This window comes from Kitasatospora sp. NPDC088779 (assembly GCF_040685395.1).
Taxonomy (GTDB): domain Bacteria; phylum Actinomycetota; class Actinomycetes; order Streptomycetales; family Streptomycetaceae; genus Kitasatospora.
On the sequence record NZ_JBFBHW010000065.1, the window covers coordinates 30,505 to 46,552 of the forward strand.

At 69.8% G+C, this 16,048-nt stretch carries 12 protein-coding genes and 3 pseudogenes; 9 read left to right on the top strand and 6 right to left on the bottom strand.

Translation table 11 applies throughout. The annotated features are described in order from the left end of the window. Positions 1–552 precede the first annotated feature (552 nt). Together AB0P03_RS36520 and AB0P03_RS36525 are read left to right on the top strand one after the other, a co-directional pair. The gene (locus AB0P03_RS36520; protein ID WP_363632953.1) at positions 553–906 is read left to right on the top strand and encodes a CU044_2847 family protein; all 354 of its coding nucleotides are present in this window, start codon (positions 553–555) and stop codon (positions 904–906) included. Further along, entirely contained in the window at positions 903–5,120 is a 4,218-nt protein-coding gene (locus AB0P03_RS36525; RefSeq protein ID WP_363632954.1) for a trypsin-like peptidase domain-containing protein, read from the top strand. Before AB0P03_RS36520 ends, AB0P03_RS36525 begins: the two co-directional genes overlap by 4 nt. Positions 5,121–5,192: 72 nt before the next feature. Here AB0P03_RS36525 and AB0P03_RS36530 read toward each other — a convergent pair. Beyond that, a pseudogene (locus tag AB0P03_RS36530) lies at positions 5,193–5,375 on the bottom strand (IS5/IS1182 family transposase); the annotation flags it as partial. A 2-nt stretch (positions 5,376–5,377) separates the two neighbouring features. Here AB0P03_RS36530 and AB0P03_RS36535 point away from each other — a divergent pair. From AB0P03_RS36535 to AB0P03_RS36545, 3 genes and pseudogenes are all read left to right on the top strand, one after another. Then, positions 5,378–5,548, top strand: a pseudogene (locus AB0P03_RS36535) (IS5/IS1182 family transposase); the annotation flags it as partial. A gap of 786 nt (positions 5,549–6,334) precedes the next feature. Beyond that, positions 6,335–6,718, top strand: a complete 384-nt coding sequence (locus AB0P03_RS36540; RefSeq protein WP_363632956.1) for a CU044_2847 family protein — start codon at positions 6,335–6,337, stop codon at positions 6,716–6,718. 1,093 nt (positions 6,719–7,811) lie between these two features. Next, on the top strand, positions 7,812–8,483 hold the full coding sequence (locus tag AB0P03_RS36545) for a hypothetical protein (RefSeq protein ID WP_363632972.1): 672 nt from the start codon (positions 7,812–7,814) through the stop codon (positions 8,481–8,483). Between the two features lie 70 nt (positions 8,484–8,553). Here AB0P03_RS36545 and AB0P03_RS36550 read toward each other — a convergent pair. Both AB0P03_RS36550 and AB0P03_RS36555 read right to left on the bottom strand, forming a co-directional pair. Beyond that, positions 8,554–9,177, bottom strand: a pseudogene (locus AB0P03_RS36550) (IS701 family transposase); the annotation flags it as partial. 174 nt (positions 9,178–9,351) lie between these two features. After that, positions 9,352–10,254: a CopG family transcriptional regulator gene (locus AB0P03_RS36555; RefSeq protein ID WP_363632957.1), complete on the bottom strand. Its 903-nt coding sequence runs from the start codon at positions 10,252–10,254 to the stop codon at positions 9,352–9,354. A gap of 338 nt (positions 10,255–10,592) precedes the next feature. Between AB0P03_RS36555 and AB0P03_RS36560 the strand changes: the two genes are divergently transcribed. The 4 genes from AB0P03_RS36560 (at position 10,593) to AB0P03_RS36575 (ending at position 13,341) form a co-directional block, all read left to right on the top strand. Then, entirely contained in the window at positions 10,593–10,763 is a 171-nt protein-coding gene (locus AB0P03_RS36560) for a hypothetical protein (RefSeq protein WP_363632959.1), read from the top strand. A 414-nt stretch (positions 10,764–11,177) separates the two neighbouring features. After that, positions 11,178–11,711: a hypothetical protein gene (locus tag AB0P03_RS36565; protein WP_363632961.1), complete on the top strand. Its 534-nt coding sequence runs from the start codon at positions 11,178–11,180 to the stop codon at positions 11,709–11,711. Between the two features lie 375 nt (positions 11,712–12,086). Continuing rightward, positions 12,087–12,527 carry a hypothetical protein gene (locus AB0P03_RS36570; protein WP_363632963.1) on the top strand — a complete coding sequence of 147 codons (441 nt, stop codon included), beginning with the start codon at positions 12,087–12,089 and terminating at the stop codon, positions 12,525–12,527. Between the two features lie 457 nt (positions 12,528–12,984). Beyond that, a complete protein-coding gene (locus tag AB0P03_RS36575; protein WP_363632964.1) occupies positions 12,985–13,341 on the top strand; it encodes a hypothetical protein in 357 nt (118 codons plus the stop codon). Here the strand turns inward: AB0P03_RS36575 and AB0P03_RS36580 are convergent. The 3 genes from AB0P03_RS36580 to AB0P03_RS36590 all read right to left on the bottom strand — a co-directional run bounded on the left by AB0P03_RS36580 (position 13,248) and on the right by AB0P03_RS36590 (position 15,935). Continuing rightward, entirely contained in the window at positions 13,248–13,970 is a 723-nt protein-coding gene (locus AB0P03_RS36580) for a helix-turn-helix transcriptional regulator (protein WP_363632966.1), read from the bottom strand. The genes AB0P03_RS36575 and AB0P03_RS36580 overlap by 94 nt on opposite strands. A 318-nt stretch (positions 13,971–14,288) precedes the next feature. Beyond that, a complete protein-coding gene (locus AB0P03_RS36585; protein WP_363632968.1) occupies positions 14,289–14,858 on the bottom strand; it encodes a recombinase family protein in 570 nt (189 codons plus the stop codon). A 345-nt stretch (positions 14,859–15,203) separates the two neighbouring features. Then, the gene (locus tag AB0P03_RS36590; RefSeq protein WP_363632970.1) at positions 15,204–15,935 is read right to left on the bottom strand and encodes a phytanoyl-CoA dioxygenase family protein; all 732 of its coding nucleotides are present in this window, start codon (positions 15,933–15,935) and stop codon (positions 15,204–15,206) included. Positions 15,936–16,048 lie beyond the last annotated feature (113 nt).

The window sequence follows — 16,048 nt, forward strand, 5'->3', positions numbered from 1 at the left end:
ATTGGCTGTGGCTGACACCTGTAGTTGCCACATAGCGGCGGGTATTGACACCAGGCGAGCCGGGCGCATCAGATGCTGCAGACGGCTTCCCCCACACGGGGCACGCGGCCGCATGCCCGTCCACAACGGCACTCTGATGGCCAACATCGCAGCGGGTCGGATTCCGCCGGTCCGCGGCCAGTGGTCTGCTGGGGTAGGTGCACGCAAGCCGTACCCCCGCGACTCATCCGACGAGCACTGATCGTTGATCGAGCCAGTGCTCACGGCGCGAAGGACCGGCACCGCTCGGTCAGTGGCCACCAAGGCGTTTATGCGATGCGGGAGTCGTGAACGCGGTCCTCCTACCAGGGCAAGACTGGCTGTCCGCGGGTCTGCCTTCCGCTCGATCATCCACAAAGGAGCGCTATACCACGCTGGTCACGACACTGGAGTAATTCTCTGTTCTATGAACAACATCTTTGCCAGTGAGGTAACTTCACATCACCCGGCAGCCGCAGGGCGGCTCGCCCTGTCACGGTCCGAGAGGCTCCAGGGGGATGCACGGTGTATCTGGTGGAATTGCCGGTCGGCGCGGCGGAGGGCTCGCTTGACGTCGTGAAGATCGAGATCGACCAGGCCGATGACGGCCTGGTCAAGGTCGCCCGGCCGGGCCAGGTCGTGGTGCGCGCCACGCGCTCGCCGAGCGACATGTCGTCGGGGATCCGTCCGGTTGCCTGGAACGTCGTCGACGGCTTCCGCGGCATGGCCCGTGCCCCCGACGAGATCAGCGTGGAGTCCGGACTGTCGCTGTCCGCCGAAGTCGATGCGGTGATCTCCAGTACCTCGGCGGAGGCCAACTTCAAGGTCTCGCTCACCTGGCATCGGACAGCACCCTCCGAGGGCCACGCGACACCGTCCGCGTCATGACACCGGCAACGTCGCCAGCTCCTGCGGGCGGCGGTCCGCGAGCGCTGGACACGGCGCTCCTCCGGATCCACGACGGCCACGGCAATCCGATCGGCGCGGGCTTCCTGGTCGCGGACGACCTCGCCGTCACCTGCGCGCACGTGGTCTCCGCCGCACTCGGCATGCCCCGGGATGTGGCGCCGGCCGCCGGCGCCACCGTCCGCGTCGACCTGCCGTTGTCGGGCGGCTCGACCACCATCGAGGCGACCGTCGAGAACTGGTTCCCGCCACAAGGGTCCGGCGCCGGGGATGTGGCGGTATTGCGACTCGGCGCCGCGTTGCCCGGTGCCGCGCCCGTCCGGCTGATCGACGCGCAGGAGGTGTGGGGTCATCCCGCGCGGGCTTTCGGCTTCCCCGTCGGGCGCCCAGGCGGTGTCTGGCACCGCGGAGAGCTGCGGGGCCGACAGGCCGACGGCTGGGTGCAGACTGACCTGGTGGGCGAGGGCTACCGGGTCTCTGGCGGGTTCAGCGGCAGCCCCGTGTGGGACGACGACCTCGTGGGCGTGGTCGGCATGATCGCGGTGGCCGAGTCCGGCGATCCGCCGGTGAGTTACCTGATTCCCACGGACGGCCTGGTCGCCGCCTGGCCGCAGCTGCGCGATCTCGCACTGCCGCCCTCACCGTTTCGCGGCCTGCTGGCGTTCCAGGAGGCCGACGCGGCGATCTTCCACGGCAGGGAAGCCGAGAGTGAGAAGGTCGCCGCGCTGGTGGCACGCAAGCGCTGGACCACTGTCGTCGGGCCCTCCGGCTCGGGCAAGTCCTCGCTCGCGCTGGCCGGCGTGGTACCGCGCCGACGGGTGGCCGGAGACCTGGCAGTGGTCGTGCGGCCCGGATCCGGCAGCAGCCCGCTGGCTGCCCTCGCCGCGGCCCTGCTGCGACTGCTGGAACCGGAGTTGTCCGGCACCGAGCGGCTCAACAAGCTGAACACCCTGACTGGCGACCTGACCCGACCGGGAACGTTGGCGGACCTCGCGGCGGAGCTGCTGGAGGTTCACGGGAGCACCCGGCTCCTCGTCGTGGTCGACCAGTTGGAAGAGCTGCTGACGACCGCCGCGGCGGGTGGCGACGCGTTCGCCGACGTCCTGTTCAGCGACACGCTGCCGCCCGCCGTCCATGTGCTGACGACCCTGCGCGCCGATTTCCTGGAGTCGGCCCTCACACACCCCAGCCTCGGTCACCTTCTCAACCGAAACCTCTACGCGCTGGGAGCGATGGGCCCGGAGCAGCTTCGCGAGGTCATCGCCGCACCGGTGGACGCCGTCCCGGGCGTGCGCTACCAGGCGGGCCTGGTCGAGCGGATTCTGCGGGACACCAACGCCGAGCCCGGCGCCCTTCCGCTGCTCGGCCTGAGTCTCGACCTGCTCTGGCGGCGGCAGAGCGGCGGCGAGCTGAGTCTGCTCGCGTACGAGGAACTCGGCGGCGTCGCGGGAGCGCTCGGCGACCACGCTGACCAGGTCTGGGAAGAACACGTGGGTCCGGAGGACGAGCCGGTGGCCCGTCGGCTGTTCACACGGCTCATCCGGCTACCGGCTGGGACGGCGGCCGCGATCCGCAGGACCGCACTGCGCACCGAGCTCGACGAGGGCGAATGGCGGCTCGCCCAGCGGCTCATCGGAACCCGGCTGCTGGTCGCCGGCAGCAGCGCCGAGGGCACCGAAACCGTGGAACTGGCGCACGACGCACTGATCGGCAACTGGAACCGGCTCGCGACATGGGTGTCGACCGACCGGAAGTTCCTCGCCTGGCGAGAGACCCTGCGGCACGACCTGGAGCGCTGGCAGAGCGCGGAATGCTCCCCGGAGCTCCTGCCGACCACCATCGCCCTGGCCTCCGCGAGGGAGTGGCTGGACGAGCGGGGCACGGATCTCAGCAAGGCCGAACGCGACTACCTGGAGCAGGGACGCGCGCACCACCGCTCGCGGAGGCGATGGCGACGCATCCTCACCTCCGGGCTTGTACTCGTCATCACGGCGTCGCTGGTCTTCGGCGGGCTCTTCCTGAACACCCGGCAGCAGAGCCGGGAGCGCTCGGCGCTCGCCAACTCGCGGGCCCTGGCGCAGGCATCGCAGGACGAGGAGGGCTTCGACTCGGTCAAGTCGGTGATGCTGGCACTGGCGGCGTACCAGACCTCGCCGACCCGGGAGGCGCGCAACCAACTGCTACGGCAGTACATGACGTACTCCCTCGCAGCCCGTGTCCTCTCCGGCCTGCCGGGGAAGGTCAAGCTGCTCCAGACCAGCGCGGACGGCAACGTGGTGCTGGCCCGCTCCGGCCTCGGCCGGGCCGTGCTCTGGACCCACGCCGCCACCGGCCAGGTGCGCAGCGAGGCGGTTCCCGTGGACGATTACGTCCTCCATCCCCTAGTCTCCGCGGACGGCAAACGTGCCGGGTTCGAGGCCGAGGACGGCACCGTCGTCTGGTTCGACGTCGACGCGAACGCCGACGAGCCCATCGGTCCGATCCACCGGATGCCCAGGGCGCCGGAATTCGCGAAGGACAACGCCCACGGGATGGGGGCCGCCATATCGGCGGACGGAAAGATCGCCGCCGTCCAGGTGGAGGACGTCCTAGTGTGGTGGAACCTGGCCGACGGCTCCTTCGCTGGCCGGGCCACCGTTCCCCACGGCGTCCTCGGCAACTTGTGGATCGGCCCCGACGACCGGACCGTACTGGTGGGAACCCTGACCGCGGGTGCCAACGGCAACCGTCTGGTCAGCATCGACATGGCCACGAGCAGCGCCCGGCCCGTGCTGACGGACGCCGACCGGTACGTCCTGTCCGGCAACCGGACAGCGGTCGTCGTCTGCCGCCAGGTCGGCGAGGACCAGAGGGTCCTCACCCTCCAGCGGATCTCCGACGGCGCCGAGCAGGGACGACCGTTCCACCAGAACGGCTCCTGCGGGATGATGGCGACGGATACGACGGGGCACCTCCTCGCATTCTCCGGTGGCAGCGGTAGAGTCTTCGTGGTCGACCTGGACCGGGGTGCGATCGTCTCCGAGGGGCGGGGGCTGCCCGACACCTCATCGCACCAGGAAGACCTCGTGTCGGCCGATGGGCGGCTCTTTCTCGTCGGGAACGACGACTCCTCGACCATCAGCTACACCGAACTGCCCACCGGCCCGGGCACGGAGAGCGTCAGCGTCACCACGCTCACCAACGACGGCAGCCACGTCGTCACGGTCCTAGACGACGGATCAGCTCTGCTCCTGACGTCCAACTCCGCGAAAGACGACCGCGTGCTCGCTCGTGCGCCGCGCGCGAAGCCGTACTGGGTCGACCCTCAAGAACGCATCCAGTTCAGCAAGGACGGACAACTCCTCGCCGACCGCGAGGGCGTCAACCTGATCTCCGTCCGCGAGGTTTCCACCCTGCGGGAGAAGACCCTGATCACCACCCCCATGCCGCCGCCCGCGAGATCCAAGCCCGGGGCCGTCCAGTACTACTTCGACCGCGGCGGACACCTGGTGACCCTCTCCGGCACCCTCGTCCAGCAGTGGGACGCCACGACCGGCCACCAGATCGCACAGTTCGACACCGCCGTGTTCCACCCCCGCAACAACGACGACGGTGTGCCCGACATCGGCATCGGCCCCTACCCAGCGGACAACCAAGTCGCCGTGCTGCTCCGGGGCGATCCCGTCATCCGCGTGGTCAATGTGACCACCGGCCGTACCACCACGACCATTCAGGCCCCCGAGGACACCATCGCCTTCCAGTTCGACGCGAGCGGACGCTACTTCGCGCTGCTCCGGCACGGATCGGTCGTCGAGCTGTGGCGGCGCGATCCACTACGCAAGGAGATCGGCCCGCTGCGCAGCCTCGCAGAGGACTCCGCGACTCGGTGGTGGGCCGGCTTCGTCGACGGCGACGGTCGCTATCTGATCGCCGCCAACGGCACCGTCCGGATCTACCAGGTCGGCAAGGACGCGTACGTCGACTCCTACGATTTCGGCCGTCCGCGCCACAGGTTCGCAGACAGCTCGTACTCCTTCGCGGACGTCTCCGCGAACGGCACGACTGTGCTCTACGTCGAGAGTGGGAGTGGCGGCCCGCTCACCCTCGACCCGACGCTCTGGCAACGCGAGCTGTGCGACATCGTCGGTCACCGCACGTTCACCCCGGAGGAGCGAGCGGGCCTGCCGGTACCCCTGCCTGCAAGACCGATCTGCTAGTACTGCAATCACAGTTATGGGGTGTGGCCTCGGCGCTTGTAGTGGCTGAGAAAGTGTTGGGTAATCGGGTGATCACTCGTTCTTGAGGTCGTCGGCGAGGCGGTGGGCGGCTTCGGTCTCGATGGGGCCGCGCGGTTCGACCTCCTCGCCGGCGAGGCGGGCGGCCATGAGCCAGATCATGGCAACCTTGATCATCGCTTCGGCATGCGCGGTCTTGCGCTCGTAGTCCCGTGCCAACCGTCTGCACCGTCCCAACCTCCTGGATGAACAACTTCGGCAAGCTCCGCCGCTGCACCGAACGACGAAGAGAAGCCGTCGAGTTCTTCATCGCCCTGGCCAGCGCAATCATCACCGTCCGCTGCTTGATCCGACGCGCCTGGACCCTCTACCGCTGGGACACCCGCCCCCGGAGCCGCCGCATCCGATGACCTACTGGCGGACGCTCTTAGTGAGCTGGCTGACGGCGACCAGGTCGTTGAAGAAGTACCGCCCGTGCTCGGGCGGGCTGCCAGCGCCGGCTGTGGCCAGGTGGTGTTCCAGGCGCCTCTGGAGTTCCAGGAGCCGGTGAAGGTCCTCGGTCTGGGGCGGCGGGGCGTCGGAACGGGCGAGGTCGGCGCCGCACAGTGGTCTCGGTCTGCGCCAGCCTGGGCCGGGAACGGTGTTACGGCACTGGCTCGAGTGGAGGCCGGTGCTGGCGGGGTGGAGGATCAGGGTTGCCCGGCCCTCGAAGGACAGGTTGGCCGGGCGGCGGCAGTGCGGGGACAGGTATTCAGGCGCCGGTGACGGGTCAGCTCCCGACGCCCCACCCGACGGCGCCTCCACCTACCAGCTGCTGCTGGCCCACCGGGTGGTGATCCTCGGCAAAAATCGTGTTCGGGGAGCCTCCAGACGTCCCACATGTCTCTCGGCAGGGCGGCCTCATTGCCCCGATATCGCCGCCGCGGGGAAATAGACTGAGGCTGGCCTTGCGTACGCTCGCCTCTCGCGGTACCGGTGGCGTTGATCGATGGCCTTGATCGGTAAGTCTAAGTGCTCACATATGAGTTGTTGGCGGTTACGCCTGTTCCGGGGGCGGCTCCGGAGGCTGCCTTGTACGGTGGCTCCATCGTTCCGGTCCGGCGCGGTTCGCGTGGTTCGCGGCAGCCGGTTAAGTGGGATCGGTACGGGGACAGGGACGCTCATGCATGACGCATGGAAGGCTCCGAGGGGGAGATATGGCGTATCTCGTTGAGCTACCGATCGGCTCGGCGGACGGACGACCGGACGTCGTGAGGGTCGAGATCGAGCAGGCCGCGGAAGGCCTGGTGCAGGTGGCTAGGCCAGGCCAGGTGGTGGCACGCGCCACACGGTCACTAGGCGAGATGCTGGCAGGGGTCAGGCCGGTGGCGCAGAACTTCGTCGACGGTTTCCGTGGCATGGTCAATGCGCCGGACGAGATCGGGATCGAGTTCGGGCTATCGCTGTCCGCGGAGGCGGATGTGGTGATCTCCAGCACCTCGGCCGAGGCGAATTTCAAGGTCTCGCTGACCTGGCGTCGGACCCCTGCCGGCGACCCGGACGAGGACGCCGAACCTGTCTCGGAGGTACCCGCTTCATGACAGCGCCAGTTCCCGGGCCCATCGACGGAGTTGCGCCGAAGTCGTTGGACGCGGCGGTGTTGCGGATCCACGACGCACTGAGTCGGCCGGTAGGAGCGGGTTTCCTGGTCGCCCCCGAGCTGGCCGTCACCTGCGCACACGTCATCTCGGCCGCTCTCGTCGGCCAGGCCGTCGAGCCGGGCGTCGGTGTCTGGGTCTTCGTCGACCTTCCGTTGCGGCCCTCACAGCGCGCCCCGTCAGAGCGCCTCCCCCGCCCGGCTCATGGCCAACAAACACGCTTGGGAGGACGTCGCCCACGCTCCTGGGACCGGCCACGACCGCTAGATCACAGCCCTGGGCCAGGCCGTGGTCGGCATCGGCCCGACATCACGGCCACCGCCCGCTTCCAGATTGAGGCCGAGAGCATCCTCTTCCGTCGCTCCCGGCACGCGAAGAAGTCGGCCGCGCAGGCCGCAGCCCAGGCCGCGGTGCCCGCCGCCCGCGCCGCCGCGTAAACCGCGCCGGTGGTGCGACTCCTCGGGCCGGCGCTGCACCACCGGCATCGTCGACCATCCGCTGACGGGGCGTCTGCTCTCCTACGGCGCCTTCGGGGCCGCGGCTTCGGCGGCCCAGCCGAGGTGTGGGAGGGAGCGGCCACCGGTCGGCAACTGCTGGGCCGGGTGGGCCAACTGCCGGGTTTCGGTCGGCAGAAGGCGCAGATCTTCGTGGCGCTCCTCGGCAAACGCTGCGGAATCCGGCCGGACGGCTGGCGTGACGCGGCCGGCGTCTACGGTGAGGACAGCGTCTTTCGCTCCGCCGCCGACGTCACCGGCCCAGACTCCCTGGCGATGGTGACCGCCTTCCGGCAGGAGCAGCGCAGAGCCACTAAGGAGGCCAGGACACCACCGCCCCACCTCGGGCGGAGCCCGAGGTGACCCGAGCGGCGCCGACGTTCAGGGCCGCCGGTCGACTTCCCGGCCCCCGACGAGTAGCCGCTACGCTGTGGCCTGTGGGCGGCGGTGACGCTGTCCCCTCATCAGCCCTGAAGGGATGCCGGACGGCCGGTTCGGTGCCGTGCGAGCGCGGCTTGTCCGTATGCCCTCAGGAGGCAGTGGTGGAAACGGTGTTGACCCGAGATCTGATCCGGGTGGCTATGGAGTCGATCGAGCGGGCCGGCACGGACCGGGACCCGACGCCGGTGGTACTGGAGTTCCCGACGTCGGAGCACGCGGGCGCGGTGGTGAGGTGGCACCCGCTGGTGGCGCTGGCGGTGGCCGGGCACATCTGTCAGTGGTGGAGCCCGAGTCGACAGCAGCGTGGCCCGTTCGTGGTTGAGACCGGTTGGCCGCTCAGGGACCAGGTGGTGCTGCGGTGCCCGGAGAGCGATCGCGGTCCGTCGCTGCGGGTGCTCTGTGGTGGTGATCCGCTGTTCGGGATCGCGATCCTGGAGCTGTGCGGGCACCCGGAGTGCCAGGAACCTGCGCCGGCCGGTCCCGGGTCGCGCTGCCCGGCGCACTTCACGGACCCGGTGCCGAAGGGCCGGGGTCAGACGTACTGGGCGGAGATCGCTGCCGGGGCCTGGCGCACGCGCTACCTGGAGGGTGACGAGTATCCGCAGCGGGTGGCCAGTCGCCGTGCAGGGCTGGTGACGGCGGCTGTCGCGGCGGGTATGGACGAGGAGGAGGTGGCTGCCGTGGTTGGCCTGGGCGGAGCCGTGGTGGACGAGATCCTCCACCCGGAGCCTGTGCCGGAGTGGACGGGGCACCCCCTGGACGGTCCGGCCTGACGACGGGCGGTTTCTGGTCTCGGGGAACAGACGGGCAGTCTTCCCCGTGGGTCGCCGGAATCGTTCGATAGCCGTAGCCGGCATCCGCGGTCACCCACCGGAACGGGATCTGGTCGTCGATCGCGCGGCGGACCATCGCCCTGGCGAGCTGGACCTTGGTGGCAAACTCGACCTCATCGCCGATCCCCGCCGCCCGGCAGCGTGCGCGGTCGTCGGTCCAGGACTTCGGAAGGTAGAGCGCCCGGTCGATCAGGGTGCGGCCCGGCTTGCCGGAGTAGGCGAGGAAGACCCCGACCTAGCAATTCTCGGTGCGGCCGGCGGTGCCGGAGTACTGCCGCTGGACACCGGCCGAACGCACACCCTTCTTCAGGAACCCGGTGTCGTCCATGATCAGCACACCGGCCGGATCCGCCAGGTGCTCGACGACGTACTCGCGTACGTCGTCGAGCACCCCGTCCGCGTCCCAGTCGATCCGGTTCAGCAGCCGCTGGATCCGGTCCGGACCGACATGACCGGCCTCCTCGGCCACCGTCCACCCGTTCTTGCGCTCCAAAGGCGCCAGCAGGCCCCACATGTAAGCCAGCGCCGACTCCCGCGACTCACTCCGCGCGAACCGGTGAGCAAACCGCTCATGCAACCCTGCCAGCCCATCCGACCAGCGACGAGCATCGATCTCGGATATGTCCCCACCCATGAACAGCTCAACGAGCTAACCCGACAACCGTCACGGTAAGCACCGTTGCAGTACTAGAGCCCGAAGCACGCGCGTGGTCCGGTCGGGGAGAATTCCCGGTGGCCCGGGTGTCTGGGAGGGTGGCACGCCCTACCGACACACGGCATTGGCAGGACGCCCTGGACAGCTGCCCCGCTACGCGTCCAGGTCCGCGGTCGGGTCGTCCATGTCGGCGCGGGCCATCACGTGGTAGGCGCCCATCGGCAGCATGGCCTGAAGTCCTTGCAGGATCTCGTCCGCGGTGTCGAGTCCCATCGTCCGGCCCCACGCTGTGGCCAAGGCCTTGGCCTTGGAGTCCTCGGGCTCGGCAGCCTCGGCTCGGGCGTAGACCTCCCGGGCCTGGCGCATCTCGGCGGCGAAGGCCTCGCGCGCCGCATTCAGGGCGGTGCTCATCACAGTGACGTACTCGTAGTAGGCAGTACCGTTGAAGACCCGTTCGTCGACGGAATAACCGGCGTCCTGGGCGCCCTCCCTGTTCTCCCGCAGCCAGTCGTCGGCCTCGCGGAGGAAACGCCACAGGTCGTCAGGTCGGCCCAGGGCGCGATACGAACCGACCTGGTGTCCGGTCCGGATGAGCCGCCGCAGCATCTCGGCGCGGGTCACGCCCGCCTCGGCCGCCTGCTCGTCGACCGCGTCCAGGAGGGACTCCGGCAGTTTGACGTCGGTGGGCCGCTTCTTCTCTCCGATCTTGGGGCGGCCGCCCTTGTCCCGCTCGCCGAAGAACTGGCGGACGGCGTCCTCCTCCTCGTTGTGGCGCAGCCAGGTCCGGGCCGCGCTGTCGTCGAGGAACTGGTAGCGCGCCTGGTTCTCCGCGCCCTCTCGCCAACGCTGGAGCACCCACTTACCGCCCGCCGTCCGGTAGAGCGCCTGGTGGTAGCCGTCCACTCCTCCGGCGTTCACACCCACCTGCCGGTTCAACCGCTTGTCCCACCGGGTGTTCTCGGGGAACTTCTCAGCGGCGCCGGGATCGAACCGGCTCACCACCGCCGGCTCGTCGACCGTGGGGTCGTAGTAGTCGTGCACGTCGACGCGGGCCATCGCCGCTCCTCTGAGAGGGGTCTGCGCGGGGGCTCCCACACAGCACCAACCTAACAGGTTTTCACCCGTGAAAACTTGAGGTTTAGGTTTTCACGGGTGAAAACCTGGCGTTCAACGACGGAGTCTCAACTGACCGGTCGTGATGGGTGATTGCCGATCCGAGTCCCTGGAGGTCCACGCGGCCACGTCCAACCCGCCGGGCCCCGGTGCCCGCTCCGGCCTGCGAAAGTGAACACCCGCCCCGGGGCCGGACAGTACGATGCCGGTCGTCATCAGCCCTGGTGAGATCCGCTGGCCGCATCCGCGGCCGGTGCACTCGACACCGAAAGGGCACTGCCATGCCTGACTACTACTCCGGCCTGGACCGCGGCGAGCGGAACGAACTGCGCGGACTGACGGACCGGCTGTTCGCCACCGGCATCCAGGCCACCTTCTCGCAGCTCACGCAGCCGCAGGCGGACGCGCACGTGTGGCTGACGGCCCCCGGAATCCGGCCGCCCCATGCCTGACCGGCCAGGCGAGCGGGCACCCCGGAGGCGGTACCGCGTGATGCCGGTCCGGCACGCGGTGAAGGCGAGGCGGCTTCGACGGAGCCGGAGTTCGGTGGCCGCTCCGGGGGTGCGCTCATGCTTCGAGAGTGATGGGGCCGTCGGGAATCCAGCCGTCGACGTAGCCTTCCATTGGCACGCCGAGATCCCAGGCAAAGGGCGTCGCCGTGCCAGCGCACAACCCGGCGATCGGACAGTGCTCGTGCTGCCCGTATACGCACCCGACCCGAACGCGGTCGAGTACCCGGAAGGGGGCTGGGCTCTTCTCGCTCAGACAGATAGGTCGGGGTCACCCCGGTCGGGGAGACCCCCCTCTGAGACGAGCGCCTCGTGCGTAAACTCGCCGCTCACGCACGGCGGCCGGACACTCGATTCGTGCACACTGTTCTCCTGCCCGATGACGAACGCGCCCTCATCAACGCGGTTGAGGCCATGGCCGCGACCCGAAGCACCCGCTCGGCCGAGCACGTCGTACTCGACCAGGGCCGGTTGCTGACCGCCAGGCCATGGCCGCGGCGGGGCGCGCCCCGCCGCGGCCGGCCCGGGCAGTGCCACCGCAACTCGCTGCGCGTCGCCCGAATCACCGGAGGTGTCTACGTCGAGGGGTACGCGCTGGGCCCTGACGGCATGGCACGGCCGCATGCGTGGTGCGTGGCCAGCGATGGCGCTGTTCTGGACCCCACGTGGCCTGGTGGGCGCGCCCACGCGTACCTGGGGGTGCCCATGAGCACCGAGTTCGTCCTCGCGTTCCAGGGCCGAACTCTTACCCGGACGTGCTTTCGCGGTGTGCTGGACACCGAGGTCCAGGTCACCCGCGACGCCAACCGGATCTTCACAGCCGGCGTACCGTCCTACGGTCTGATCGACGTCGGCCGTCCCCTTGAGCTGGGCTGCTCGCCGCCCGCGTAGCTCTCACCTCGGGTGGATCGGGGGGTACCGGCGGCCACAATCAGCATCCTGACCACCCGGTGGAGGCGGCCAGGCTAGACTGCGGAGCGGTCGACCTGGCTGGGCTCGCCGACCTTCCCTGCTCTCGCGGGGTGCGCAGTCGGTTCCCGACCGCTGCCGATGGCCTCTGGTCATCTGCCATTCCCCGCCCGTGCGGGGATTCCTCCCCTTCTTCTGGGCCGAGGGCTTCCTTTCCCCGCGTACGCGGGGTTGACCTGTGTTGGCCTGTGTTGAGCTGGGTTGATTGGGGTTCGAGTGGCTGTTGATCACGTGTGCAGTGCGGACGAGTACCGGCGCGGTCGACGTGATCCTGGGTGTCGGCGGGCGCACTCGGAGATGACCGCGCAGTACAGGCCGCGCCGCTCCGACGGGGTGTCGCCAGAGGTCCGTCGGAGGGTCGCCGAGTTGCTGGAGCAAGGATTGGACGCCGTGGCGGCGGCACGACGGACCGGGCTGTCCTGGCAGATGGTTCACGAACTCGGACGGATCGACGAGGCAGTTCACCGCGCGATCAATGGGCTGGGGCCGGAAGACCCGGTGGAGCTGATCGACGTACCGCGCCGGCCGCAGGTGCCCCTGCACCGCCAGGACAAGCGGTTCGGCGACGACCGCCAGGAGCAGGTGCTGGCCGGGTTGCGCGAGGGTCTGACGCCGCATTCGGCGGCGGTCCGGGCAGGCGTGTCCCCCTGCACCGTGAAGCGACACATGGAACCGGGGCGGCCGTTCGCGGTGCTCGCGACCGCGGCGCTGGCCCAGGCCGCGGCCCGGCTGGTCTGAGCCGCCAGAACCCGGCGACGGCTGGCGCCCTCACCACGCCGGTAGGAACGCTGGCCGCATGGAGCCCCCGTGTGGCGGCCCGTTGCGGCGGCGTCCTTGACAACGGAGGCCACATCCTCGAACCGGCGGACGCGCACGGCCATCGCGGTGAGCGGGGCGCGGTATCAGTGGCCGCGGTCGTGACGATCCGCCAGGTGCCGGATGCCCGCGGAGATGATGCGCATGCCGATGAAGTCCAGCGCCCCTCCTGGTTTGCGCGCTCTGCCTGGCGATCAAGCGGGTCCGCCATGCCCGGCACTGGACTCCGCCCGGCACCGCCCTCTGCCTACGGCACGGCCGCTGGAGCGGAGCTCACGGACAGCAGTTCGCTGTCACGGCTCTGCCGGAGGTTCTCCAGGCCCAGCGCCCTCACTACCGGCTGATCCGCCGGCACGGCTGGCGGGACGTCGCCCGGGCGATGGACGACGCGCTGCGGATTTGCGGCACCTGGTGGGACAACCGGCGCTTCACCCAGGCCCTGGACCGCCGCCGGGCCGTCCTGCGCGGCCCGGCCTGGGCCGGGCACGGCCAGAGCCTCACCGTCGCGGCCTGCGGCTATCCCGAGGTCGTTGCTCTGGCCGGCCTCTTCCTGACACCCGCGCTGCGGGCCCTGCCGTTCACCGGCCGCACCGGCGACTACCGGGGCTTCGTCCAAGAGGTCCGCGACCGCGCCGCCCCTGGCTACTGGGACGACAAGATCGCCTCCAACGACCCGCTCACCCTCTGGATCGAGGCCGAACGCCACCACCACACCACCGCGACGGGAACCCGATGACCCGAAACAACCGCCGGCTCGACTCCCCGGTGGTCGAACGCGCTGCCGGACCGATGACCGTCGGCTACGTCCGCACCGTGATCGGCCAGAGCCCGGTCACCCAGATCAGCACGCTCCTCGCGGCCGACGTCGCGGAGAAGGAGGATCCGCTGCCACCGCTGCTCGCGCAGCATCGGCCAGTACTCCTCGGTGTGGCGGAGGGCGGCCAGCAGCCGCTCGGGGGTGGCGCGGAAGGCGGGTGCGGCCCAGTCGTCCCAGGCGATCCACTCGTCCCGCGCACGGTCGTAGTGCGCACGGGTGCCGCGCCGCCCGGTGGTCTCCAGCAGCCGGTAGGTCTCCTCGGCGATGCCGAGCGCCCGGGCCATCTCGGCGCGGCTGCGGCCGGTGAGCACGCGCAGGTGAACCAGGCGCTCGTGCTCGACGGTGCACAGGTCGGCCGGTTCGACGCCGACCGCCTTGGCCAGGCGCGGCAGGATCTCGGGGCGGGGCACGCGGGTGGCGGCGAGGTAGAGGCTCACCGCCCGCTCGCTCACGCCGACCTCGCGGGCGATGTGGGTGACCGAGGCGCCGGCGGCGGTGCGGGCGGCCCGCAGCTTCGCCGCGTCGAAGCCGCACGGGAACGTGCTCACACCCGTCTCCTACCCGCCGTCGTATGCGGAAGTCCGTTCACCCTGAACGATCGGCAAGAGGCCTGGGCCGGTGAAGGTCCGTTCAGGGGGGTGGGGGGTGAACGAACCGCGAAGGAGGCGACCACCTCGCGGTTCGTTCACCCCGGCTGCCATCGGTGCTGGTCAGCACCACAGCTCGCCGTCGTCGGCCTCATCGGGCTCCGGCTCCCCGGGCTCCTGGTCGTCGCTGTCGGTCCAGGTGCCGAACGGGTCCGGGCAGGCCGGGTTCCTCAGCGCCGAGCTGGAGGGCGCCGCCCTTGAGGCGGCGCGGGCCCGGGATCACCGGGCGCCGCCGTCGAGCTGGGCGGGGATGCGGCTGGTGCGGAGCTCGCGCAGGTCGGGGATGTGGTTGTACAGCGTCCCCGGGCTGATCTTGAGGAGCTTGGCGATCGCGGTGATCGACAGGCCGGGGTTGGGCAGCATGTCGCGCGCGGCCTTGATGATGTCCGGGTTGACCGAGGGGCGGCCGCCGACCTTGCCGCGGGCGCGGGCGGCGGCCAGGCCCTCGCGGGTGCCGGAGACGATCAGCTCGCGGATGAACTCGGCGAAGACGTGGAAGACGAGCCGGCCGCCGGGGGTGGTGGTGTCCAGGCGCTCGTGCAGCGAGGTGAAGCCGACCTCCCGGCGCCTCAGCTCGCTGACCATGTTGATCAGGTCCTGGAGGGAGCGGCCGTAGCGGTCGAGCGCGGGGACCACCAGGGTGTCGCCGCGCTGGAGGAAGGCGTGGCACGCCTGCAGCTCGGGGCGGTCGTCGTCCTTGCCGGACTTCTTGTCGGCGAAGATCCTGCGGCAGCCGGCTTGGTTGAGGGCGTCGATCTGGCAGTCGAGCTTCTGTCCGCCGGTGGACACCCGTGCGTTATCCGATGCGGATCTCGGTCCGGACGGCGGGCTCGGCGATCAGGAGTTCGAACTGGTCGGGTTCAAGTGGCGTGCTCACGCCCGGAATCCTCTCAGAAAAGGGTGGTCTGAGGTTGTTGAACCACCCCGGTTTCTGAAGGAGTTTTTGAAGACTCTGCGGGCCTTTTTGATCTTGGTCCGGCGATCTTCAGCAAACGTTGGTTTCTTGAAGATCGTTAAGTCGCTCCGGCGGTGCGACGTGCCGATGATCCGACCACCGGCGGATGCTGAGGTCGGATCATCGGCACGGAGGTGGTTCGGTCGAACCTCCTGGACGGGTGTTCGCCAGACGCTGCGTCAGTTCGGCCGGTCGTTGCCCCGGTACAGCTGGGCGCCAACGACGACGACCTGCCGGTCAAGGTCCGGGTGGGCGTCGAGCTCGTCCGCGCTGCGGTAGCCGAGGACCGCGCTGGTGCGGGTCGTCCCTCCGGTGTTGGCGCCCACCGTGTGGAAGAGCGTGCCGTCGAAGAGCAGGACGCCGCCGGCGGGGACCGGCACTGGCACGGCCTGGTCGGCAAGGTCGGCGAGTTCGGGGTGCTCGTCCATCCAGGTGCCGCCGCCGTCTGGCTGCGGGACGCCGACGTACGGCGCGCAGTGGGAGCCGGGGACGATCCAGGTGCAGCCGGTCTCCACGGTCGCGTCCTCGAAGTACACGACGGCGGTCAGCAGGCCGCGGGTGGGCTGGAGGATGTCGCGGTGCAGCCGCACCTCCTGGGCACCCGGAGCGTTGAGGGAGCCCTGGTTGTGCCGGTTGAGAACGTAGACCACGTTCGGGCCGAGCAGCGCGGTGAGCGGCCCGGTCAGGGCGGGGTGGGCGACGAGGCGGTGCATCAGGGCGCGGTCGTGCTGGTAGAGCCGGTACACCTTGGCCCGCCCGGCCGGGAGGCGGGCGGCGCGGGCGCGGACGGCCTCGGCGACGTCGTCCAGGAGGCGCTGGGGCAGACCGGCATCGGGCAGGCGCAGGTAACCGAGGTCGCGGAAGTGGCGGGCCTGCTGCTCGGTCAGCACGGGCGAGGTGGTGGTGGGCACAGCGGTTGATCCCCTCTCAGAAAGTGTTGGGTAATCGGGTGATCACTCGTTCTTGAGGTCGTCGGCGAGGCGGCGGGCGGCTTCGGTCTCGATGGGGCCGCGCGGTTCGACCT

Excerpts from the sequence above, each read along its gene's own strand:
- AB0P03_RS36525 (WP_363632954.1), top strand. The coding sequence starts at position 903 with ATGACACCGGCAACGTCGCCAGCTCCTGCGGGCGGCGGTCCGCGAGCG.
- AB0P03_RS36540 (WP_363632956.1), top strand. The coding sequence starts at position 6,335 with ATGGCGTATCTCGTTGAGCTACCGATCGGCTCGGCGGACGGACGACCG.
- AB0P03_RS36555 (WP_363632957.1), bottom strand. The coding sequence starts at position 10,254 with ATGGCCCGCGTCGACGTGCACGACTACTACGACCCCACGGTCGACGAG.
- AB0P03_RS36560 (WP_363632959.1), top strand. The coding sequence starts at position 10,593 with ATGCCTGACTACTACTCCGGCCTGGACCGCGGCGAGCGGAACGAACTG.
- AB0P03_RS36570 (WP_363632963.1), top strand. The coding sequence starts at position 12,087 with ATGACCGCGCAGTACAGGCCGCGCCGCTCCGACGGGGTGTCGCCAGAG.
- AB0P03_RS36575 (WP_363632964.1), top strand. The coding sequence starts at position 12,985 with ATGGACGACGCGCTGCGGATTTGCGGCACCTGGTGGGACAACCGGCGC.